General features: G+C 64.5%; 21 protein-coding genes and 1 pseudogene. 8 read left to right on the top strand and 14 right to left on the bottom strand.

Features of this window, described 5'->3' with window-relative positions:
* The first annotated feature begins 1 nt into the window (after position 1).
* The 7 genes from IE116_RS08165 (at position 2) to IE116_RS08135 (ending at position 3,741) form a co-directional block, all read left to right on the top strand.
* Positions 2–343, top strand: coding sequence for a hypothetical protein (locus IE116_RS08165; RefSeq protein ID WP_189611415.1), 342 nt, complete (start codon positions 2–4; stop codon positions 341–343).
* Positions 340–1,404: a hypothetical protein gene (locus IE116_RS08160; protein ID WP_189611414.1), complete on the top strand. Its 1,065-nt coding sequence runs from the start codon at positions 340–342 to the stop codon at positions 1,402–1,404. The genes IE116_RS08165 and IE116_RS08160 overlap by 4 nt, the downstream gene beginning before the upstream one ends.
* 62 nt (positions 1,405–1,466) lie before the next feature.
* Positions 1,467–1,781 (top strand): hypothetical protein, encoded by a 315-nt coding sequence (locus tag IE116_RS08155; protein WP_189611412.1) that lies wholly within the window; start codon positions 1,467–1,469, stop codon positions 1,779–1,781.
* Between the two features lies 1 nt (position 1,782).
* Positions 1,783–2,070, top strand: a complete 288-nt coding sequence (locus IE116_RS08150) for a hypothetical protein (protein ID WP_189611410.1) — start codon at positions 1,783–1,785, stop codon at positions 2,068–2,070.
* Complete coding sequence (locus IE116_RS08145) at positions 2,057–2,635, top strand: glycoside hydrolase family 19 protein (protein ID WP_189611408.1); 579 nt, start codon at positions 2,057–2,059, stop codon at positions 2,633–2,635. The genes IE116_RS08150 and IE116_RS08145 overlap by 14 nt, the downstream gene beginning before the upstream one ends.
* On the top strand, positions 2,623–3,150 hold the full coding sequence (locus IE116_RS08140) for a DUF2514 family protein (protein ID WP_189611406.1): 528 nt from the start codon (positions 2,623–2,625) through the stop codon (positions 3,148–3,150). The genes IE116_RS08145 and IE116_RS08140 overlap by 13 nt, the downstream gene beginning before the upstream one ends.
* A gap of 96 nt (positions 3,151–3,246) precedes the next feature.
* Positions 3,247–3,741 carry a hypothetical protein gene (locus IE116_RS08135; protein ID WP_189611404.1) on the top strand — a complete coding sequence of 165 codons (495 nt, stop codon included), beginning with the start codon at positions 3,247–3,249 and terminating at the stop codon, positions 3,739–3,741.
* A gap of 96 nt (positions 3,742–3,837) precedes the next feature.
* Here the strand turns inward: IE116_RS08135 and IE116_RS25850 are convergent, their stop codons facing one another.
* The 11 genes and pseudogenes from IE116_RS25850 to IE116_RS08080 all read right to left on the bottom strand — a co-directional run bounded on the left by IE116_RS25850 (position 3,838) and on the right by IE116_RS08080 (position 12,803).
* Positions 3,838–4,185 (bottom strand): hypothetical protein, encoded by a 348-nt coding sequence (locus IE116_RS25850; RefSeq protein ID WP_229828055.1) that lies wholly within the window; start codon positions 4,183–4,185, stop codon positions 3,838–3,840.
* Positions 4,186–4,222: 37 nt separating this feature from the next.
* Positions 4,223–4,597, bottom strand: coding sequence for a hypothetical protein (locus tag IE116_RS08125; protein WP_189611402.1), 375 nt, complete (start codon positions 4,595–4,597; stop codon positions 4,223–4,225).
* Positions 4,598–4,751: 154 nt separating this feature from the next.
* Positions 4,752–6,005: a tyrosine-type recombinase/integrase gene (locus tag IE116_RS08120; RefSeq protein WP_189611400.1), complete on the bottom strand. Its 1,254-nt coding sequence runs from the start codon at positions 6,003–6,005 to the stop codon at positions 4,752–4,754.
* Positions 6,006–6,178: 173 nt separating this feature from the next.
* Complete coding sequence (gene rng, locus IE116_RS08115; RefSeq protein ID WP_189611398.1) at positions 6,179–7,645, bottom strand: ribonuclease G; 1,467 nt, start codon at positions 7,643–7,645, stop codon at positions 6,179–6,181.
* Positions 7,646–7,753: 108 nt separating this feature from the next.
* Positions 7,754–8,350, bottom strand: coding sequence for a Maf family protein (locus IE116_RS08110; protein ID WP_189611396.1), 597 nt, complete (start codon positions 8,348–8,350; stop codon positions 7,754–7,756).
* A 14-nt stretch (positions 8,351–8,364) separates the two neighbouring features.
* Positions 8,365–8,835, bottom strand: coding sequence for a 23S rRNA (pseudouridine(1915)-N(3))-methyltransferase RlmH (rlmH, locus tag IE116_RS08105; RefSeq protein WP_189611394.1), 471 nt, complete (start codon positions 8,833–8,835; stop codon positions 8,365–8,367).
* A 24-nt stretch (positions 8,836–8,859) separates the two neighbouring features.
* Positions 8,860–9,195, bottom strand: a pseudogene (gene rsfS, locus IE116_RS08100) (ribosome silencing factor); the annotation flags it as partial.
* 3 nt (positions 9,196–9,198) lie between these two features.
* Positions 9,199–9,831 carry a nicotinate (nicotinamide) nucleotide adenylyltransferase gene (nadD, locus tag IE116_RS08095; protein WP_189611390.1) on the bottom strand — a complete coding sequence of 211 codons (633 nt, stop codon included), beginning with the start codon at positions 9,829–9,831 and terminating at the stop codon, positions 9,199–9,201.
* Positions 9,828–10,763 carry an oxygen-dependent coproporphyrinogen oxidase gene (hemF, locus tag IE116_RS08090; protein WP_189611388.1) on the bottom strand — a complete coding sequence of 312 codons (936 nt, stop codon included), beginning with the start codon at positions 10,761–10,763 and terminating at the stop codon, positions 9,828–9,830. The genes nadD and hemF overlap by 4 nt, the downstream gene beginning before the upstream one ends.
* A gap of 21 nt (positions 10,764–10,784) precedes the next feature.
* Positions 10,785–12,071: a phosphoribosylamine--glycine ligase gene (gene purD / locus IE116_RS08085; protein ID WP_189611385.1), complete on the bottom strand. Its 1,287-nt coding sequence runs from the start codon at positions 12,069–12,071 to the stop codon at positions 10,785–10,787.
* Positions 12,072–12,077: 6 nt separating this feature from the next.
* Positions 12,078–12,803 carry a YebC/PmpR family DNA-binding transcriptional regulator gene (locus IE116_RS08080; protein WP_189611383.1) on the bottom strand — a complete coding sequence of 242 codons (726 nt, stop codon included), beginning with the start codon at positions 12,801–12,803 and terminating at the stop codon, positions 12,078–12,080.
* A gap of 336 nt (positions 12,804–13,139) precedes the next feature.
* On the opposite strand from IE116_RS08080, the gene IE116_RS08075 reads away from it, so the two are divergent.
* Positions 13,140–14,723, top strand: a complete 1,584-nt coding sequence (locus IE116_RS08075) for a helicase HerA-like C-terminal domain-containing protein (RefSeq protein ID WP_189611380.1) — start codon at positions 13,140–13,142, stop codon at positions 14,721–14,723.
* Positions 14,724–14,818: 95 nt separating this feature from the next.
* Here the strand turns inward: IE116_RS08075 and IE116_RS08070 are convergent, their stop codons facing one another.
* From IE116_RS08070 to IE116_RS08060, 3 genes are all read right to left on the bottom strand, one after another.
* On the bottom strand, positions 14,819–16,450 hold the full coding sequence (locus tag IE116_RS08070) for a DHA2 family efflux MFS transporter permease subunit (protein WP_189611378.1): 1,632 nt from the start codon (positions 16,448–16,450) through the stop codon (positions 14,819–14,821).
* A 24-nt stretch (positions 16,451–16,474) separates the two neighbouring features.
* Positions 16,475–17,827, bottom strand: a complete 1,353-nt coding sequence (locus IE116_RS08065; RefSeq protein ID WP_189611375.1) for an HlyD family secretion protein — start codon at positions 17,825–17,827, stop codon at positions 16,475–16,477.
* 61 nt (positions 17,828–17,888) lie between these two features.
* Positions 17,889–19,328: an efflux transporter outer membrane subunit gene (locus IE116_RS08060; protein ID WP_189611373.1), complete on the bottom strand. Its 1,440-nt coding sequence runs from the start codon at positions 19,326–19,328 to the stop codon at positions 17,889–17,891.
* Positions 19,329–19,417 lie beyond the last annotated feature (89 nt).

Here is a 19,417-nt window from a genome sequence, read left to right as displayed (position 1 = left end):
GATGGAAGAACGCCTTCTGCGCATTCAACAGGGCGACACCTGGGCGCTCGAAATCTTGCTGCAGGACGAGCAGGATCAGCCGGTTGATCTCACTGGCGCGACCGCAAAGATGCAGCTGCGCCCGTTCCCGAGCAGCGCTGTGCTCGTGGCCGAGCTCAGCACGGAGAACGAGCGCATCAAAATCGAGCAGGCCGGGAAGATCATCTTGTCCCTGTCCGCCGAGGTAACCGCCGCACTGCCGGTCAGATCGGGGGTGTACGACCTTGAGGTCAAGCTCTCGACAGGCGTCGTGACGAAGATCATCGGCGGCAGCTACCAAGTGCTGGCAGAGGTCACACGATGAAGGTAACGATCAGGGAGCTGGCGCCGGTGGTGACCGCGCGCGCCGCGGCTCGGAGCGTCATCAAGGTGACGACGACCACGCCGGCGGCCTCAGGGCCGGGCGTGGGGCCGACACCTGAGCAGATCCGGGCTGAGGTTGACGCTTACATGGCGGAGCACCCAGCGCCGGGCCCGACAACCGAGCAGATCGCTGCCGCGGTGACAGCTGCGCTCCTTGCCAGTCCGCCCAAGGCTGGCGACAACGCTACGCCGGAGCAGATCGCGGGCGCAGTGCAGGCCTACCTGCAGGCGCACCCGATCAAGAACGGCGACCCAGGGAAGGACGCGACGAACGAACAGGTGCGCGCGCAGGTCGAGGCCTACATGACGCTCAACCCTGCACCCGGCCCGACTGGCATGCAGATCGCGGCGGCCGTCGCTGCATACCTGGCAGAGAACCCGCCCATCACGGACGACCAGGTCAACGAGCTGATCCAGCAGCACTTTGCCGATGACATCGCGTTACGTGAGTCGATGAAGGGCGCGGCCAATGGCGTTGCCACATTGGATGCCAGCGGCGGCCTGGTGCAGCGGATGAAGATCGCCGCTGGCAGCACGCCAGGTGTCATTCGCGACACTCAGGGCGAGGGCAACGGCAAGGCATCGCTGTACCCGGCATCGATCGCCAGCGATGGCGCCACCGCCATCTTGGTCAAGACGGCCGTCTGGCAAGACTGGCTCGACTATGCGTTCCGGCTGTTCGGCACGTGCAAGGGCGGGGTGGTGAACCTGAGTGTTTACCGCATAGTCGCCAGCCGCGACCCGTACGTGGCGAAGTGGGGCTACATGAACAACGGCGACGTGCCGGTCACGGTGACGTTCGGCAGCTTCGCCGACGGCTACAGCGGGTGGGCCATCGAAGGCGACTTCGGCCGCGGGCAGTTCGTCGTGACTGATGCCGCAGTCGTCGGCAACGGCACGGGCGACCCGCAGGTGCGCGACTGGTCGATGATGACCGCAGCCAACGCAGGGCTACTGAACTCTCCAATCCAGGTGCCGCGCCAGAGCCTGGCCGCACCGTGACAACGCGTTTTATTCGACCACCAGCCCGCCGTGCGCGGGCTTTTTCTTGTCGGCAGGAATCAATGACGGAATTCAACATAGACGGCCTGGCGGTGAAGCTGGCGGGCGTAGCTGGCGCTCTCGTCAGCATGCGCTACCTGCAAGGCTCGCTGCTGGCGCGCATCAGCATGGCAGCCAGCGGTTCGCTGGTGAGCTATTACGCTGCGCCGCACGTCGCCCACCTCACCGGGATGCCGGAGGGCCTGACTGGATTCCTGCTTGGAGTATTCGGGATGGCAATCGTAAGTCGAGCGTGGGAGGGCGTGCAGGCCGTTCCGATCGCGCTGATGTGGCAGGCAGTCATTGACCGCATCCGCGGTCGCACGGGAGGGACGTGACATGGACGACACCATCATCATCACCGTGAAGGCGGTGCTCGCGTTCATCTGCTGGCTGATCGTCGCCGTCGGCGCCGGGTTGGCCATCTTCGCGCCGCAGATCAACGACACGCTCTCGGAACGCATCGGCCTGAGCGCCATATCGATCACCGCATTCGGCACTGCTTGGCGCGTCGTCTCTGCTGGCTGGGCATCCGACGGCGGAACCGCTCTATCCGTGGCACTCGCCGGCTACGTGCTGGCGATCGCCGCAAAACACACGCGGAGATACAGCAATGAAAATGTCTGACCTGATCACCCTCGAAGTATTGCGGGCTGGCACTGGGTGCAACGCCGAGCGTGCGGCCGCTTGGCTGCAACCATTGCGCGATACATGCACGCTGTTTGGGATCGACACACCGCCGCGGGTCGCACCGTTTGTCGCTCAGTTGGGCCACGAGTCGGGCGGGCTGCGCTACGTCCGGGAGATCTGGGGCCCGACGCCGGCGCAGGTGCGCTATGAGGGTCGCAAGGATCTCGGCAACACGCAGCCAGGCGACGGCAAACGGTACATGGGCCGCGGGCTAATTCAGATGACGGGACGATCGAATTACGGCCAGGTGCGCGACGAGCTGCGCAAGATCATGGCGAACGTGCCTGACTTTGCTGCCGACCCGGTGGCACTTGAGCAGGCGCCGTGGGCGGCACTGTCGGCCGGATGGTTTTGGGACTCGCGCAAGCTCAACGCGCTCGCTGATCAAAACGAGTTCATTACCATCACGCGGCGGATCAACGGCGGGTTGAATGGCCTTGCCGATCGGCAGCGGCTGTTGGCCGACGCTCAAAAGGCGCTGGGTGTCGTATGGACCTCGTAAAGGCACTGTTTGGATGGAAGGGTTTGGCCGCGGCATGCGGGGTGTGCCTGTTGGCAGGCACCTTTGCTGGACACAAGGTCGAGGCTTGGCGGCAAGGGGTGAAATACAGCGCGCTGGTTGCCACCAACGCCAAGGGCATGCAGGACTACTCGGACCGCGCCTATCGGGCGGAGACGGCCCAGCGGGAAGAGGGCGAACGCAGGCAGGACGAAAAGGACACGATCCAGAATGAAGCACGAGACCGTATTGCCGTTATCCAAGCTGATGCTGTGCGCGCTGCTGGCGAGCGTGACCGCCTGCGCGGGCAGCTTGCCGCCTTCACCGCCAGTCACCGTAGCGCCGGCGCGGATCCCGCCGCTGGCGCCGGAGGCCCGCCAGCTGCAGACTCCCTCGATCTGCTTGCCATCATGTTCAGCGAATCTGACGACACGGCGGGAATCCTGGCGTCAGCGCTTGATCGAAGTAGGGACGCCGGGCTTACCTGCGAGCGGCAGTACGAGTCACTGAAACACTGACCGGCGTTGTGTTCCGACGATATCCGATGCCGTTGCCGTATATCTTTGCTCAGAAGTCTGCAATGCTTATAGTCCGCAAACCAAAGGCGATTAAGCATGGACATGATTTTTGCAGAGATAGAAAATACCCTCCGTTCTAACAACTATTTTTCTGCGATAACCACCGCGCTGCTGGTTCCCGACATCTGCGGGGCGCTCGGCTCAAACGACGGAGTCGCCACGGGGGCCAAGTTCAGGCAATGGTACGACGAGAATTTAGCGGCACAGTATGAGAGCCTGACGGCTGTGGATTGCTATTCGCTGCGATGTGGGGTTGTACATCAAGGGCGCTTTGGCGGAGGGCGTGGTCAATATGCGCGTGTCCTTTTCACTGTTCCGAACGCTCAGAACAACACCTTCCACAGAATCATCATCAATGACTGCCTAAACCTTGATGCAATCAGGTTCTGCACTGACGTCGTCAATGCTGGCCGACATTGGTTTGCTCAGAATCAAACCGATGCCAACGTTGTTGCCAACTTGCCTCGACTAGTTCAATTCAGGCCTGACGGGCTACCGCCGTACATGATTGGGATGCCACTTATTGCTTGATCTAAGCAAAGGCGCAGGACGCTCACGCGAGTGAACGCTTAAGCACCTGTCGAACATTGTGAGCTCGTCTTTCGTCTATGTGGGAGAAGCAACATCTCACATCGGCGTCATCAAGTCGGCGTACCACTGCGGCATCTCGGGATACCAGCGGATCCACCAGCCTTGGTAATGCCGGCCGCCATTGATCACCTCGAAACCGGTCATCATCATTCCGCGGACGCTGTCGAAGGCGAGGGGGACCGGGTCGAGCAATTCCCCGGGCTTCTCCTGGAAGAGCACCTTGCTCGGGTCCGGCAGCGGGGTGAATTCCATGAACACCTGCTGGCGCCGGGCTTGGGCGTCGTACCTCGCCTGACGCACAATCGTGCCCGCCATCGGCCGTTCGAGCATGGCGGGATCGACCGGTTTGCCGGCGCGGTGGGTGCGTTGAATGACGGTAAACATGCTCAGTGGCGACGAAGAAAGGAGGGCCCAGCTTCCACTATTTGTCCATGTCAGATAACATTTTGGCCATGCCTGTCGAGGCGTCAATGCGTTGCGATGTCACGTGCGCGGCCTGAACCAGCGCGATAATCGGGCCAAGGCCTCTGAGCGTCTCGAGTAGGTGGACTGTGCCGTCTGCAATCACGCAAGCAATCTGATTTTCACTGCCCCAAATATCGACGAGAAACCTGGGCAATTCGTCCCGGATCCATAGTTTCACTTCGCCATCATCGGGCTGCTCGCAGACCAGTTCCTCTCGGTAACCAGCATTGAAAAGTGCTTCGCGCCAGTCACCATCGCGTCGAACTTCGATGGGGCAATCAGTCGACTCAAAGTGACCACTTTTATTTAAGCGGACGAATGTATCGGTCATAAGGTTCCCTTATATGCTTTCTGGAAGAATACTTTCAGATTAGCACCGGCATGGGGGCTTGTTGAAAAACGCTGAGGCTGGTTCGACGCAGACTGGTCGTCCGAACCAGTTACCCGTGCCCGTTTTTGGACGGGCCAATTTAGCCCCGATTTAATCAGCTGGCGCGTTTTAGAGGCACGACGTTGTGCGGCCGGCCGTCCATGCAATCGACAAGAAAGGCAGCAAGCCGCGTTAACGCTACGCGTCTCTCTTCAAAGTAGTTGTACCGGTCGTAGATGCCTTCGATGCCGGCCAGCTTGTGGTTCAGGCACATCTCCGAAATCTCGCGCGTGATCCCAAGTGCGCGCAGATGACTTTTCGCTGTCGACCGGGCATCGTGAGGCGTGAACCGGCGCACTGCTGGCGCGCTGGTTTCGATCCACCAGTTGATCGCTCCGCCGATGGTGTTTTGGTTGATGTGGGTGTCGCCACCCTGGCGATCCCTCCTGGCGTACGCCCGTGCAGGTAGCACGTGCTCAGAATCCATCGCCAACTCGCGCAACTCGCAAAACCACTCGACCACTATCGGCGCCAGAGGCACGTCCATGGCGGGACCGGTCTTTGACGCGGGGATGTGCCAGCAAGCGTTCGTCAGATCAACGTGTTCCCACCGGGCGGTGTAAAGCTCGCTGACCCGAGGTGCGGTCGCAAATAGGATGCGGACTGCGAGCAAATTGGGGCGGGACATGTCGGCGTTCAGGATCACGTGCAGTTCGTCTGCCGTCATCATCAGCCGCTTTCGAATGTCGGGACGCTTGCCGAGCATGGCCTCAAGTGAGATGCCAGCCGCTGGGGACCGAACGATCATCTTCTTGCCAACAGCATGCTTGAAAAGCACGGCAGCTGTGACGCGCAGCATGTTTGCCTCAGTCCACGTGAGCCCCGCATTCTCGATGACGCTGATGACGTCTTGAGGCTCAACCTCTTTTACCCGCATTGGCCCCAGTTTGTGCCGCAGCCGCTTCAGGTGCCGCGTGTAGCTGCGTTGAGTGCTGCCGGACTTGGTGACGAGCACCTTTTCTTCATAGTCGTCAGTCAGCTGGCGCACAGTCCAGTCGGCGATCGCCTTGGAGCGCTCACGGCGTTTTTCCATAGCGGGATCGGCGCCGCCGTCGATGGCAGCTCGTTTTGCACGCGCGGCCTTGCGCGCTTCAGCCAGAGAGATGTCGGGGTAGTTGCCGATGGTCAGCTCTCGCCGACCACCAGGCACGCGGTAGCGCAGAACCCATGTTGCTGTGCCGGCCGCAGATAACGTGAAGGTCAGGCCGCCGCCGTCCGACCGAGCCAAGGCTTTACCGCCCCGAATCCAATTCTTGATCTGGAGGTCATCCAGGTCGCCCTGCGAGTTCTTTCGTTTCGTCTCGGTCATTCAGCCGCTATCCCAGATTTTCTAGCTACCCATCTAGCTACCCACTAGCTACCCGCTTAGCTACCCAAAATGCATGAGGCGACACGATACGACATGAGACGGTAAGAGGCAAAGACCCAGTATCCATGCGGGTTTCCGGGCATATGGTGGTGCCTTCTGATCCGCTCTGATTCTCACATCAAGATGATGTCGTACTGCTCCTGCGAATAAATCCCCTCCACCTGCAGCGTGATCGGCTTGCCCGTAAAGTCCCCCAGCGCTGCCAGGTTCTGGCTTTCCTCTTCCAGGAACATGTCCACCACCGCCTGCGAAGCCAGGATCCGGAATTCCTTGGGATTGAATTGCCGCGCCTCGCGCAGGATCTCGCGCAGGATTTCATAGCACAGCGTCTTGGGCGTCTTCACGTGGCCGCGTCCCCCGCATGTCGGGCAGGATTCGCACAGCACGTGGCTGAGCGATTCGCGCGTGCGCTTGCGGGTCATCTCGACCAAGCCAAGCTGCGTGAAGCCATTCAGCGTGATGCGGGTGCGATCGCGCGACAGGGCCTTGCGCAGTTCGCTCAGCACCGCTTCCCGGTGATCCACGTTCTCCATGTCGATGAAGTCCAGGATGACGATGCCGCCCAGGTTGCGCAGGCGCAGTTGGCGGGCGATGGCCTGGGCGGCTTCGAGGTTGGTGCGAAAGATGGTGTCGTCGAAATTGCGGCCGCCCACGAAGCCGCCGGTGTTGACGTCGATGGTGGTCAGCGCTTCGGTCTGGTCGATGATGAGGTAGCCGCCGGACTTGAGGTCGACGCGGCGCGAGAGCGCGCGGGCGATTTCATCGTCCGCGTGGTACAGGTCAAAGAGGGGACGCTCGCCGGTGTAGTGGACCAGGCGATCGATGACCGATGGGGTGAATTCGCGGGCCCAGTCGGTGAGCCGCGCAAAATTTTCACGCGAGTCGATCATGATCGTGGCGGTGTCGGCATTGACCACATCCCGCAAGACGCGCTGGGCCAGGTCCAGGTCCGCATGCAGCAGAGACGGCGCGCCTTGGACGCGGGCCTGTTTCTGCATGATGCTCCAGATCTTGCGCAGGTAGGCAATGTCGGCGGCGAGTTCTTCGTCGCTGGCGTCTTCGGCCTGCGTGCGCACGATGAAGCCGCCCTTGTCTTCGGGGGAGACCAGGCGTTGCACGCGCTCACGCAGGGCAACCCGTTCGGCTTCGGATTCGATGCGCTGCGAGATGCCGATGTGCGGATCGTAGGGCAGGAAGACGAGCATGCGGCCGGCAATGCTGACCTGGGTGGACAGGCGCGCGCCTTTGGTGCCGATGGGATCCTTGATGACCTGAACCATAAGGGTCTGGCCTTCGAACAGCAGCTTTTCGATGGGCGTGGTGGGGTGCCCGCCGTGTGCGCGTTCGTGGCGGCTTTCGCGGATGTCGGCAATGTGCAGGAAGGCGGCGCGGCCCAGGCCGATGTCGATGAAGGCGCTTTGCATGCCGGGCAGCACGCGGGCGACCTTGCCCAGATAGATGTTGCCGACGTAGCCCTTCTGGGACGTGCGTTCGATGTGAAGCTCTTGTACTGCGCCTTGCTGGATGACGGCGACGCGGGTCTCGTAAGGCGAGATGTTGATAAGGATGTCTTCGGTCATTGGGGGAAAGCCAGAGTGGCCCCGGAAAGGGCGGTTGGCCTCAGCTTACCCCGAGATGATCCCTCGATGCGCCGTGGTGGACGCCGGTCATTGCGACCGGCGGTAAATTCAGGGCAGGGCGATGCCGGCGTGGGCGAGCAGGCGCGCCGTCTCGAAGAGCGGCAGGCCCATCACGCCGGTAAAGCTCCCGTCGATACGCGAAACGAAGACACCTGCCAGGCCCTGGATGCCATAGGCGCCGGCCTTGTCGTAGGGTTCGCCGGAAGCGCAATAGCGGGCGATGTCGTCAGCAGTCAGAACACGAAAGTGCACCTGCGTGATCGAGACGTCTTCGTGCAGGTGACCGTCGTGAATCAGCGCAACGGCCGTGTGGACCTCGTGCCGGCGCCCTGACAGCAGGGACAGGATACGGATCGCATCGTCGCGATCGACAGGCTTGCCCAGCACCTGGCCATCCAGGATCACGGTGGTGTCGGCGGCCAGGATCGGCTTGGCCGGCAGGCCGCGCTCGGCGCTCAACGCAGCCCCTTGCTGCGCCTTGTCGCGCGCTGTGCGGCGTACGTAGTCGGCGGCGGATTCGCCGTCCAGCTGCGGCTCGTCGGGGCCGTTGGACGGCGGCGGAACCAGCACCTCGTGCGCGATGCCGAGCTGGGTCAGCAGTTCGCGGCGGCGAGGGCTTTTGGAGGCAAGGTAGAGGGTCGCCATGACGTGGGTCGGCATCACGCGCGGTGATACGGATGATTGTTCAGGATCGACCAGGCGCGATACAGCTGCTCGGCCAGCAGCACGCGCACCATGCCGTGCGGCAGGGTGAGGCTGGACAATCGGATGAGTCCGTCGCAACGCGCCTTCAAGGACGCGTCCAGGCCGTCGGGCCCGCCGATGATCAGGCCGACGTCGCGCCCGTCGTCACGCCAGGTCTGGAAGTGGCGGGACAGCTCGATGGTGGTCAGGTCGCGACCGCGTTCGTCCAGGGCCAGCCATCGGCCCCCCTGGGGCAGAACGGCTTCGATGCGCCTGGCTTCCAACGCTTCCATCTGTGCTGGCGTCTTGCCGGTGGTGCGCGCTTCCGGCTTGACCTCGCGCAGTTCGATCGCGCAATCGGCCGGCATGCGTTTGGCGTAATCCGAGAACGCGTCGTCCACCCAGCCGGGCATCCGCGTTCCCACCGCCACGATGATGAGCTTCATGCCGGAAAGGCGTTAGAGAAACGTCTTTTGCTGCGTCTTTTTGCCGCCCCAGATTTCCTCGAGGTTGTAGTACTCGCGGATGGCGGGTTGCATGAGGTGGACGACGATGTCGCCCAGGTCGACCAGCACCCATTCGCCGGTGTCTTCGCCTTCGGTAGCGATAACGTCCTGGCCGATTTCCTTGGCTTTTTCGCGGACGCTGTTGGCCAGTGCGCGCGTGTGGCGGTTGGAAGTGCCGCTGGCGATGATGACGCGGTCGAACAGACCGGTCAGGCGGGTGGTGTCATAGACCGAGACGTGCTGGGCCTTGACGTCGTCGAGGGCGTCGACGATCGCGTGTTCGAAGAGGGTAATGTCCATGCTTTAAGCCTGATACAGGTGGTGAGAGTTGATATACCGGAGTACCTCGGGAGGAACGAGGTGATCGACCGGCTCGCGCTGCGCGAGCCGCCGCCGGATTTCCGAACCCGACACCGGCATCTCCGGCATAGGCAGGTGGTGCAGGGGGCGGTTGTGCGTGTCCAGGACGCGCTGCAGGGGTTCGGGTGGCCGGGGTTGGCTGCCCGGCCGCGCCGCCACCGCCAGTTCGGCGATCGCAACGATGTCCTGCCAGCGGTGCCAAGTGCAGAAGTTGGCGAGTTGGTCGGCGCCAAGGATCCACACGTACTGGACAGCGGGCCGTTGCTGCGCCTGGTCGAGGTCGACCAGTGCCTGCAACGTATCGACAGTGTAACTGGGGCCGCCGCTCTCGATTTCAATGGGGTTCAGCACAAGGCCCGGCCGGCCGTGGATGGCAAGCGACACCATGGCCGCGCGATGCGCGGTGTCGCCCGTCAGGGGCGCCCGTTGCCAGGGCGCCGCCGCCGGGATCAATTGGACCGTGCTGGCCCCGAGCGTGCGCAGCGCGCATTCGGCAAGGGCGATATGAGCGTGATGGATGGGGTCGAAACTGCCCCCCAGCAACCCAACCCGTGTTCCGGGGCGGACTGGCGTCAAACCCACTCCCGCGCGGGCAGGAAGTCGTAGATGCGCGCTTCGGCCGACCCGGGTTCCGGCGTCCAGTCGTAACGCCAGTGCGCCACGGGGGGCATGGACATCAGGATGGATTCGGTGCGGCCGCCCGACTGCAGGCCGAACAGCGTGCCCCGGTCGAACACCAGGTTGAATTCGACATACCGTCCGCGCCGGTAGCACTGGAAATCGCGTTCACGCTCGCCATACGGCAGGGCGACGCGCTTTTCGACGATGGGCAGGTAGGCTTGCAGGAAGCTGTCGCCCACCGAACGTGTCATGGCGAACGAGTGTTCGAAACCCAGCTGGTTGAAGTCGTCATAGAAGATGCCGCCGATGCCGCGGGCTTCCTTGCGGTGCTTCAGGTAGAAGTAGGTGTCGCACCACTGCTTGAACTGCGGATACAGTTCGGCGCCCGACGGATCGAGCGCGTCCTTGCAGGTCTGGTGGAAGTGGACGGCGTCTTCTTCGAACGGGTAGTAGGGCGTCAGGTCCATGCCGCCGCCGAACCAGAACACGTCATCGGCAAGCACGCCGTCGACAGCCTCGGCGCCTTCGCCCGGCCTGGGAGCCTTGGCAATGAAGACGCGCACGTTCAGGTGCACGGTCGGGACCATGGGATTGCGCGGGTGCAACACCAGCGACACGCCCATGGCTTCCCAGGGGCGGCCGGCCAGTTCCGGCCGGTGCGCGCTGGCGGACGGGGGCAGGGTGGCCCCCATGACGTGGCTGAACAGCACGCCGCCGCGTTCGAATACGTCGCCGCCTTCGATCAGGCGCGAGATGCCGCCGCCGCCTTCAGGCCGCACCCAGGTGTCGGTGCGGAAGGGCTGGCCGCCGATGGCTTCAAGGCCGTCGACGATCCGGCCCTGCAGCCCGGTAAAAAAGTCGTAGGTGCGCTGGGTGTCTATCTTCATGCGTGGATCTTCATGCCGTCGTCAGGCTTCCGGCGGCGCGTTGCGGCGGGCGATGGCGCGCCAGCCAATGTCGCGGCGGCACTGCATGCCGTCAAAGTGGATCGACTGCATCACGTCGTACGCACGTTGCTGCGCAAGCTTGACCGAGTCGCCCAGCGCGGTCACACAGAGCACGCGGCCGCCGCTGGTCTTGGCAACGCCGTTTTCAAGGCGCGTGCCCGCATGGAACACCATGGCGTCGGGCTGCTCGGGCGGCAGGCCGTGGATGGAATCGCCACTGCGCGGCGTATCGGGATAGTTGTGCGCAGCCATGACCACGCCCAGCGCCGTGCGGCGGTCCCAGTCGATGTTGGCCTTGTCGAGCGTGCCGGCCACGCCGTGCTCGAACACTTCGAGCAGGTCGCTCTTGACGCGCATCATGATGGGCTGCGTTTCGGGGTCGCCCATCCGGCAGTTGAATTCCAGCACCTTGGGGCCCTGCGCGCTGATCATCAGGCCAGCGTACAGAAAACCGGTGAACTGGATGCCGTCTTTCGCCATGCCCTGGATGGTCGGCAGGATGACTTCGCGCATGACGCGGCCATGCAGTTCCGGCGTGACCACGGGGGCCGGCGAATACGCGCCCATGCCGCCGGTGTTCGGGCCTTCATCGTTGTCCTTCAGACGCTTGTGGTCCTGGCTGGTGGCCAGCGGCAGGACGTTGCGGCCATCACAAAGCACGATGAAGCTGGCTTCTTCGCCTTCCAGGAATTCTTCGATCACCACGCGGGCGCCGGCGGCGCCGAGCTTGCCGTCACCCAGCATGCTGTCGATGGCGTCGTGCGCTTCCTGCACCGTGGTGGCAACCACCACGCCCTTGCCGGCCGCCAGGCCATCGGCCTTGACCACGATCGGCGCGCCTTCGGCGTCGATATAGGCATGGGCGAGCGCGGGGTCGGTAAAGGTCTGGTACTTGGCGGTCGGAATGTGATGCCGGACCATGAAGGCCTTGGCAAAATCCTTGGAGCTTTCCAGCTGCGCAGCTGCCTTGGTGGGGCCGAAGATCTTGAGCCCGCGCGAGCGGAAGACGTCGACCACGCCGGCCGCCAGGGGGGCTTCGGGGCCGACGACCGTCAGCGCGATGCCTTCCTGCTCGACGAAGTCGGCCAGGGCCGCCGAGTCGGTGATGTCGACGTTGTGCAGATAGGGATTGAGCGCCGTGCCGCCGTTGCCCGGGGCGACGAACACTTTTTGTGCCTTGGCGGACTTGGCCAGTTGCCAGGCGAGGGCGTGTTCACGGCCACCGGAGCCGATAACGAGAAGTTTCATCTTGGCTTACGCGTCCATGACAGCAGTGGTGTAGACCTCCTGGACATCGTCCAGGGATTCGAGGGCATCCAGCAATTTCTGCATTTTTTCGGCGTCTTCGCCGGTCAGGACGGCTTCATTCAGGGCTTTCATGACAACGCCGTCGACTTCGGCCTTCAGGCCGGCCTTGTCGAAGGCGGCGAGCACGGCGGGGTAGTCGGGCGGCGAGGTAATGACTTCGATCAGGCCTTCCTCGTCGGTGACGACGTCTTCGGCGCCGGCTTCGAGCGCGACTTCCATGACCTTGTCTTCGGAGGTGCCCGGGGCGAACAGGAACTGTCCGCAATGCTTGAACATGAATCCCACGGACCCTTCGGTGCCGAGGTTGCCGCCGTTCTTGGCGAACGCGTGGCGCACGTCGGCCACGGTGCGGGTGCGGTTGTCGGTCATGCAGTCGACAATGACCGCCGCGCCGTTGATGCCGTAGCCTTCGTAGCGGATTTCTTCGTAATCGGCGCCATCGGCGCCGCCCGCCCCGCGCGTGACCGCCCGCAGGATCGTGTCCTTGGGCATGTTGGTCGCGGTGGCCTTGTCCCAGGCAAGACGCAGCCGGGGGTTGGCATCGGGATCGGGGCCGCCGGCGCGCGCCGCGACGGTGACTTCACGGATGATTTTGGTCCACAGCTTGCCGCGTTTGGCGTCTTGGCGCCCTTTGCGGTGCTGAATATTGGCCCATTTGCTATGTCCGGCCATGGGATTCGCTTGTTGTAAGTCGGGGAATCCACCATTTTAGCTTGTACGGCCAGCCACGACGTAAAAGAGCTGAATCTGGGTTCGGATACGACACTCGTATCGTGCAAGGGCACCGTGGATCTGGCTTCGCCAGTCCACCAGTGCCGCCCCTGGGGGAGGCGCGAAGCGCCCAGGGGGGACGAATACATGGTTCGGATACGACACAATCAGGGATAATGCGGCGACCCTTCCCCCCGCCTCCGTGGGGCACCGCGGATCCGGCTTTGCCGGTCCGCCAGTGCCGTCCCTGGGGGAGACGCGCAGCGTCAAGGGGGGGCCTACTACAGGACCGTCTCCATGGCCGACCCCATCCTGATCGCGAAACACGGCAGCACCGAGGTTTTCCTTCTTCCGGGCATGGCCAACCGGCATGGCTGCATTACGGGCGCAACGGGTACGGGCAAGACCGTCACCCTGCAGGTGCTGGCCGAGGCGTTTTCTGCCCAGGGCATTCCGGTCTTTCTGGCTGACGTGAAAGGGGACCTGACCGGCCTGACCCAGCCTGGCGCGGCGTCTCCCAAGCTGACGGAGCGGCTGACGTCGCTGGGCATGGAGACGCCCGTGTGGCGCGCCAGCCCCGCGACCTTGTGGGATGTGTTCGGCCAGCAGGGCCATCCGGTGCGTGCGACGGTGTCCGACATGGGGCCGCTGCTGCTGGGCCGGATGCTGAACCTGAACGACACGCAGGCCGGCGTGCTGTCCATGGTGTTTCGCGTGGCCGACGACAGCGGCATGCTGCTGCTGGACATGAAGGACCTGCGGGCCATGCTGCAGTACGTAGGGGACAACGCGGCGCAATTCAAGACGCAGTACGGCAACGTGTCGGCGGCGTCGGTGGGGGCGATCCAGCGCGGCCTGCTGGCGCTGGAAGACCAGGGCGGCGACCAGTTCTTTGGCGAGCCCATGCTCAATATCGACGACCTGATGCAGACCGATGCGCAGGGCCGCGGCATCATCAACATCCTGGCCGCCGACAAGCTGATGCAGTCGCCGACCCTGTACGCCACCTTCCTGCTGTGGCTGCTGTCGGAGCTGTATGAACATTTGCCCGAGGCGGGCGACACCGACAAGCCACGCTTCGTGTTCTTTTTCGACGAGGCGCACCTGCTGTTCAAGGACGCGCCCAAGGCCTTGCTCGACAAGATCGAGCAGGTGGTCCGGCTGATCCGGTCCAAGGCGGTCGGCGTCTACTTCGTTACGCAGAACCCGCTGGACATTCCGGATACGGTGCTCGGGCAACTGGGCAACCGCATCCAGCATGCCTTGCGGGCGTTCACGCCGCGTGATCAGAAAGCGGTGAAGTCGGCGGCCGACACGATGCGGCCGAATCCGGGGCTGGACATCGGCGCGGCGATTACCGAGCTGGGCGTGGGCGAGGCCCTGGTGTCGGTGCTGGACGAGAAGGGCCGCCCCTGCCCGACCGAGCGGGTGTACATCGTGCCGCCGGCCAGCCGGATCGGCCAGGCCACCGCGCAGGAGCGGCAGGCGGTGCGCGCCGCGTCGGTGGTCGCGGGGGTGTACGAGACGGCGGTGGATCGCGAGTCGGCGTATGAAAAATTGACCCAGCGGGTGGAGGCTGCGCCAGCGGGAGCGGGGAAGGGCGCGTCAACGGCATCCGCGGGGTCGGCAGCGTCACCGATGCCCGTGCCCACGGCGGGCAGCCACGGTGAACCCGGCGTCGCCGACGAACCCGCTTCCGGCGGCATGATGGACGGCTTGCGGGACGTGCTGTTCGGCAGTACGGGCCCACGCGGCGGCCGCCATCCGGGCATGCTGGAATCGGTGGCCAAAAGCGCCGCGCGATCGGTGGGATCGCAAGTGGCGCGCGAGATCACTCGCGGCCTGCTCGGGTCATTGCTGGGCGGGCGGAAACGGCGTTAGCCGGAGCTAGCTTCGCTCGCTGTCGCAAAAACCAGGCGCCGGTCCCGTGTGAAGCAGGACCGGCGCTTTGTTGTACAGCGGTCGGAAGGCTAGCCTTAGTGCGCGCCGCCCCCGTCCGCCGGCTTGCCGCTGGGCTTGCCAGGCCGGGCGAACCACACCATCGCGATCAGGATCAGGAAGATGATGCCGGACGCATAGAAGATGTCGGTCACGGCCATGGTGGCCGATTGCGCGCTGATCAGGCTGTTCAGCGATGCCAGCGCCGACTGGGGCGACATGCCGTTGGCCTGCATGCCCTGCAGCGCGCTTTGCGCCGCGGCATTGCCTGACGTGATGTTCTCGGTCAGGTGGGCGTGATGCATGGACGTGCGGTTTTCCCACAGCGTGGTCGAGATCGACGTGCCGAAGGCACCGGCCGTGATCCGGCAAAAGTTCGACAGCCCCGATGCACTGGCGATCTTGTCCGGCGGCTGCCCGGCCATGGTGAGCGACACCAGCGGCACGAAGAACGCGGCCATGCCGGCCCCCTGGATCAGCGTCGGGATCAGCAGCGAATTCATGTCGACCTGCGGGGTGAAATTGCCCCGCATGAAGCTCACCACCGCAAACACGATGAAGGCGGCGGTGACCAGCAGTCGGGGGTCGGTCCTGGCCAGCATCTTGCCCACGATGGGCGTCAGCACGATAGCGAGCAGGCCCACCGGCGCCGTCACCATGCCGGCATCCGTGGCTGTGTAGCCCATGACCGTCTGCAGCCACAGCGGCAGCAGCACCACGTTGCCGAAGAACACGCCATACGCAACCGACAGGGTCACGGCGCCCACCGTGAAGTTGCGGCCCTTGAACAGGCGCAGGTCCACCACCGGATGCCTGTCGGTCAGTTCCCAGATGATGAAGAACACGAAAGCCACGAAGGCCACCAGCGCCAGGACCACGACCGTGGTGTTCTCGAACCAGTCCAGTTCCTTGCCCTTGTCGAGCATGATCTGGAAGGCAGCCACCCAGACCACCAGCAGCGCCAGGCCGATGGTGTCGATGGGCAGCTTGCGGGTGGGCGATTCGCGCTTGCGGTAGATCATCCACGTCGCCCACGCCGACAGCAGGCCGACCGGAATGTTGATGTAGAAGATCCATGGCCAGGAAAAGTTGTCGGAAATCCAGCCGCCCAGAAGGGGCCCGGCCACCGGCGCCACCAGTGTCGTCATGGCCCACAAGGCCAGCGCAATGCCGGATTTTTCCTTGGGATAGCTGCCCAGCATCAGCGTCTGGGACAGCGGGATCATCGGGCCGGCGACCAGGCCCTGCAGCACCCGGAACGCGATCAGCGATTCCAGGTTCGGGGCCAGGCCGCACAGCCACGATGCCACGATGAACAGCAGCACCGAGCCGACGAACAGCTTGACCGTGCCGAAGCGCTGCGTGAGCCAGCCCGTCAGGGGCAGGGCAATGGCGTTGGCCACCGCAAAGGACGTGATGACCCACGTGCCCTGGCTGGTGCTGACGCCCAGGTTGCCCGAAATCGCGGGCAGCGACACGTTGGCGATGGAAGTGTCGAGCACGTTCATGAACACCGCGGCCGACAGCGCCAGCGTGCCGAGCGCGCGGGGCATGCCTTCCAGCGGCGGATAAGCCGCCTGCCCGGGCGGCCCGGGCGGCTTTGAGGCCGGCCGCTCGCCGGGGGCGGCGCCGTCGCGCGGGAAGGAAGCAGTGGAAGAGGCCGTTGTCATGGGGAATCCGTTTGCGGCAATGCCTTACAGCGTGCCGACGGCACGGCGATTGGCGGCGGTGGCGGTGGTGGATTGACGCTGCGCGGTGGCCGGGCTGCGGTCGGCCGTCTTGCGGTCTGCCGTCTTGCCGGCGGCGGACGCATGCGCCGACGCGGCGGCAGCGCCCGGACGCTTGCCCAGGTTGTCGGCGATGGTCGCGGCCACCAGCTTGTCGGCATCTTCCGAGGTGTGGTCCAGCGCGGTGGTGCTGTATGCCGTGGCGGTACGGCTGCCTTCGGACAGCGTCTTGCCGTCGGTCGACGTGATGTCGACTTCCGCCTGCATGGACAGGCCCACCCGCAGCGGGTGCGCCTCGACTTCTTTGGGATCGAGCGCGATGCGCACGGGCAGGCGCTGCACGACCTTGATCCAGTTGCCGGTGGCGTTCTGCGCAGGCAGCAGCGCAAACGCCGCGCCCGTGCCTGCGCCCAGGCCCGCCACGGTGCCGCGGTATTCGACCTTGGACCCGTAGACGTCGGCCGTCAGCTTGACCGGCTGGCCGATGCGCATCTTGCCCAGCTGCACTTCCTTGAAGTTGGCATCGACCCAGACCTGGTCCAGCGGCACGATGGTCATGAGCGGCGTGCCCGGGGCCACGCGCTGGCCGACCTGCACGCTGCGCTTGGCCACGTACCCGCTGACCGGCGCCGGCAAGGACGAGCGCGACAGGTTCAGGTAGGCCTCGCGCACCTTGGCGGCGGCGCCCAGCACGTTGGGATGCTGTTCGACCGACGTGCCGTCGGTGAGTGCAGTGTTGGTGGCGAGCTGTTCGCGCGACGCGACCAGAGCCGCCTTGGCCGAGGCCACGGCCGACTTGGCGTTGGCCACGGTGGTCTGCGCGTGCAGCAGTTCTTCGCCGCTGACGGCGCCGGTGGCGGCCAGTTCTTCGCGGCGCTTCAGGTCGGCCTGGGCACGAGCCAGGTCGGATTGCGTCTTGTCGATGTCGGCCTGGCGCACCGTGATGTTCGCGCCCAGGGCGCCATTGTTGGCGTACAGCGTGCGCACCTGGCGCACCGTCTGCGCCAGCGCGGCCTGTGCCTGGTCCAGCGCGACCTGCGCATCGGCGCGGTCCAGTTGCACCAGCACCTGTCCGGCCTTCACAAAGTCCGTGTCATCCGCATTGATGGCCGACACCGTGCTCGCGATCTGCGGCGTGATCTGCACCAGATTGCCCTGCACGTAGGCGTCATCGGTGTCTTCGAAATGACGGGCCACGACCGCCCAGTAGGCGCCATAGCCGATCGCGCACAGCACGAAGACGCCGGCGGCCGTCAGCAGCAGCCGTTTGCGTTTGGGGTTGGACGCTTGCGCGGGGGTGGGAGTCTGAGCGTTTTCCATGGAAAGCCTCGGTGTTCGATAGATAAATAAGGGAATAGGGGCAGTCGTCGTCGGCGCCGGATCAGCGCCTGGTCGTGGCCACCGTGGCGGGTGGCAGCGTCGTCAGGCTGTCGGGCAACGCCACGCCGCCGCCAAGCGCGCGCGCCAGCGCCACGTCGAGCGTGAACGCGCGCGCCTGCAGGTCGGTGTCGAGCCGTTCCTGCGCCAGCACGGTGCTCTGCGCGGTCAGCACCGTCAGGTAGTTGCCCAGGCCGGCCTTGTAGCGTTGCAGCGCCAGGTTGTAGGCCTCTTCGGTGGCTTGCCGCGCCTGGCGTTGTTCGGCGGCCTGGCGGCTCAGCGCACGGATCGAATCCAGGGTGTCGCTGACTTCATGCACCGCGTCGATCACGGCCTGGTTGTAGCTGGCAATCGCCAGGTCGATGTCCGCCTGCCGGCCCTGCAGGTTGGCGTTCAGACGGCCTCCCTCGAAAATCGGCAGGGTGATCGCCGGACCGACGCCAAAGATGCCGCTGCCGCCTTCGAACAGCTTGGGAAAGCCAAGTGACGACACGCCAGCGAACGCCGAAATATTGATGTCGGGATAGAAGGCGGCCTTGGCGACATCCACGTTGCGTTGGGCGGCTTCGACCCGCCAGCGGGCCGCGACGATCTCGGCGCGATGGCCGACCAGCGACAGCGGCACCGTGGCCGGTGCGGCATACGACGGCGCGGCGAGCGTGACCGGCTGCAGGCCGGCGACGCGGTCCGGCGCCGCGCCCAGCAGCGCGGCCAGCTGATTGCGTTGCAGGGCAATGGCCTCGTCCACCTGCACGCGGTCGGCACGGGCCTGGGCCAGCAGCGATTCCGCCTGCTTGACCTCGACCCGCGTGTCGATGCCGTTGCGGAACCGTTGCTGCGTCAGGTCGAACACGCCGCCGCGTTGCTTGATGGCGTCTTCGAGCACCGCATGCTGGGCGAACAGGCGCTGCAGATTGAAGTACGACGCCGCCACTGAACTCATCAGGATATTGCGGGCCGCGTGGGTCTCTGCCTCGGCGGCGCGGGATTCCGACAACGCGGCTTTGAGCGCCGACCCGTTGCGGTTCCAGAAGTCGAAGTCGTAGCTCAGGTTCAAGGCCAGCCGGGCATCGGTGCGGATCTCGCCACCCAGCGCGGGGGGAACCGCGCCGTTTTCGGTGTAGCGCTGGCGCGTGGCGGTTGCCGTGGCATTGGCCTGCGGGTACAGCGCCGCGTTGGCTGCGCTGGCGTTTGCACTGGCCCGGGCCAGGCGGGCCTGGGCGGTGACCAGGCTGGGACTGCCTGCAACGGCATCGGTGATCAACGCGTTCAACTGCGGATCGTCATAGCGCTGCCACCACTGCTGATCGGGCCATCGCAGGGCCGGCGCATCTTGCGCGCCAAGGGCCGCAACGTCGATCGGACGGCGGGTGCTGCCGTTGGGATCCATGTGTGCGCAAGCGGCCAAGGCAAGGACCAGCGGCGCGAAGAAGAGAGGTTTCATGGCGTAGTCTTACAGGAAGCTGAATATTGTTGTTTAGTCTGTAACTGCCTAGGCAGTGAATTGGTCGAAGCACAGCGCTTGCGGGTGGG

It is taken from the genome of Pigmentiphaga litoralis (assembly GCF_014651835.1).
GTDB classification, from domain to species: Bacteria; Pseudomonadota; Gammaproteobacteria; order Burkholderiales; family Burkholderiaceae_B; genus Pigmentiphaga; species Pigmentiphaga litoralis.
This window is presented reverse-complemented; position numbering and strand designations above follow the sequence as displayed.

Coding starts and splice junctions, on each gene's coding strand:
- IE116_RS08165 (WP_189611415.1), top strand. CDS start 2: ATGGAAGAACGCCTTCTGCGCATTCAACAGGGCGACACCTGGGCGCTC.
- IE116_RS08160 (WP_189611414.1), top strand. CDS start 340: ATGAAGGTAACGATCAGGGAGCTGGCGCCGGTGGTGACCGCGCGCGCC.
- IE116_RS08155 (WP_189611412.1), top strand. CDS start 1,467: ATGACGGAATTCAACATAGACGGCCTGGCGGTGAAGCTGGCGGGCGTA.
- IE116_RS08150 (WP_189611410.1), top strand. CDS start 1,783: ATGGACGACACCATCATCATCACCGTGAAGGCGGTGCTCGCGTTCATC.
- IE116_RS08145 (WP_189611408.1), top strand. CDS start 2,057: ATGAAAATGTCTGACCTGATCACCCTCGAAGTATTGCGGGCTGGCACT.
- IE116_RS08140 (WP_189611406.1), top strand. CDS start 2,623: ATGGACCTCGTAAAGGCACTGTTTGGATGGAAGGGTTTGGCCGCGGCA.
- IE116_RS08135 (WP_189611404.1), top strand. CDS start 3,247: ATGGACATGATTTTTGCAGAGATAGAAAATACCCTCCGTTCTAACAAC.
- IE116_RS25850 (WP_229828055.1), bottom strand. CDS start 4,185: ATGTTTACCGTCATTCAACGCACCCACCGCGCCGGCAAACCGGTCGAT.
- IE116_RS08125 (WP_189611402.1), bottom strand. CDS start 4,597: ATGACCGATACATTCGTCCGCTTAAATAAAAGTGGTCACTTTGAGTCG.
- IE116_RS08120 (WP_189611400.1), bottom strand. CDS start 6,005: ATGACCGAGACGAAACGAAAGAACTCGCAGGGCGACCTGGATGACCTC.
- rng (WP_189611398.1), bottom strand. CDS start 7,645: ATGACCGAAGACATCCTTATCAACATCTCGCCTTACGAGACCCGCGTC.
- IE116_RS08110 (WP_189611396.1), bottom strand. CDS start 8,350: ATGGCGACCCTCTACCTTGCCTCCAAAAGCCCTCGCCGCCGCGAACTG.
- rlmH (WP_189611394.1), bottom strand. CDS start 8,835: ATGAAGCTCATCATCGTGGCGGTGGGAACGCGGATGCCCGGCTGGGTG.
- hemF (WP_189611388.1), bottom strand. CDS start 10,763: ATGAAGATAGACACCCAGCGCACCTACGACTTTTTTACCGGGCTGCAG.
- purD (WP_189611385.1), bottom strand. CDS start 12,071: ATGAAACTTCTCGTTATCGGCTCCGGTGGCCGTGAACACGCCCTCGCC.
- IE116_RS08080 (WP_189611383.1), bottom strand. CDS start 12,803: ATGGCCGGACATAGCAAATGGGCCAATATTCAGCACCGCAAAGGGCGC.
- IE116_RS08075 (WP_189611380.1), top strand. CDS start 13,140: ATGGCCGACCCCATCCTGATCGCGAAACACGGCAGCACCGAGGTTTTC.
- IE116_RS08070 (WP_189611378.1), bottom strand. CDS start 16,450: ATGACAACGGCCTCTTCCACTGCTTCCTTCCCGCGCGACGGCGCCGCC.
- IE116_RS08065 (WP_189611375.1), bottom strand. CDS start 17,827: ATGGAAAACGCTCAGACTCCCACCCCCGCGCAAGCGTCCAACCCCAAA.
- IE116_RS08060 (WP_189611373.1), bottom strand. CDS start 19,328: ATGAAACCTCTCTTCTTCGCGCCGCTGGTCCTTGCCTTGGCCGCTTGC.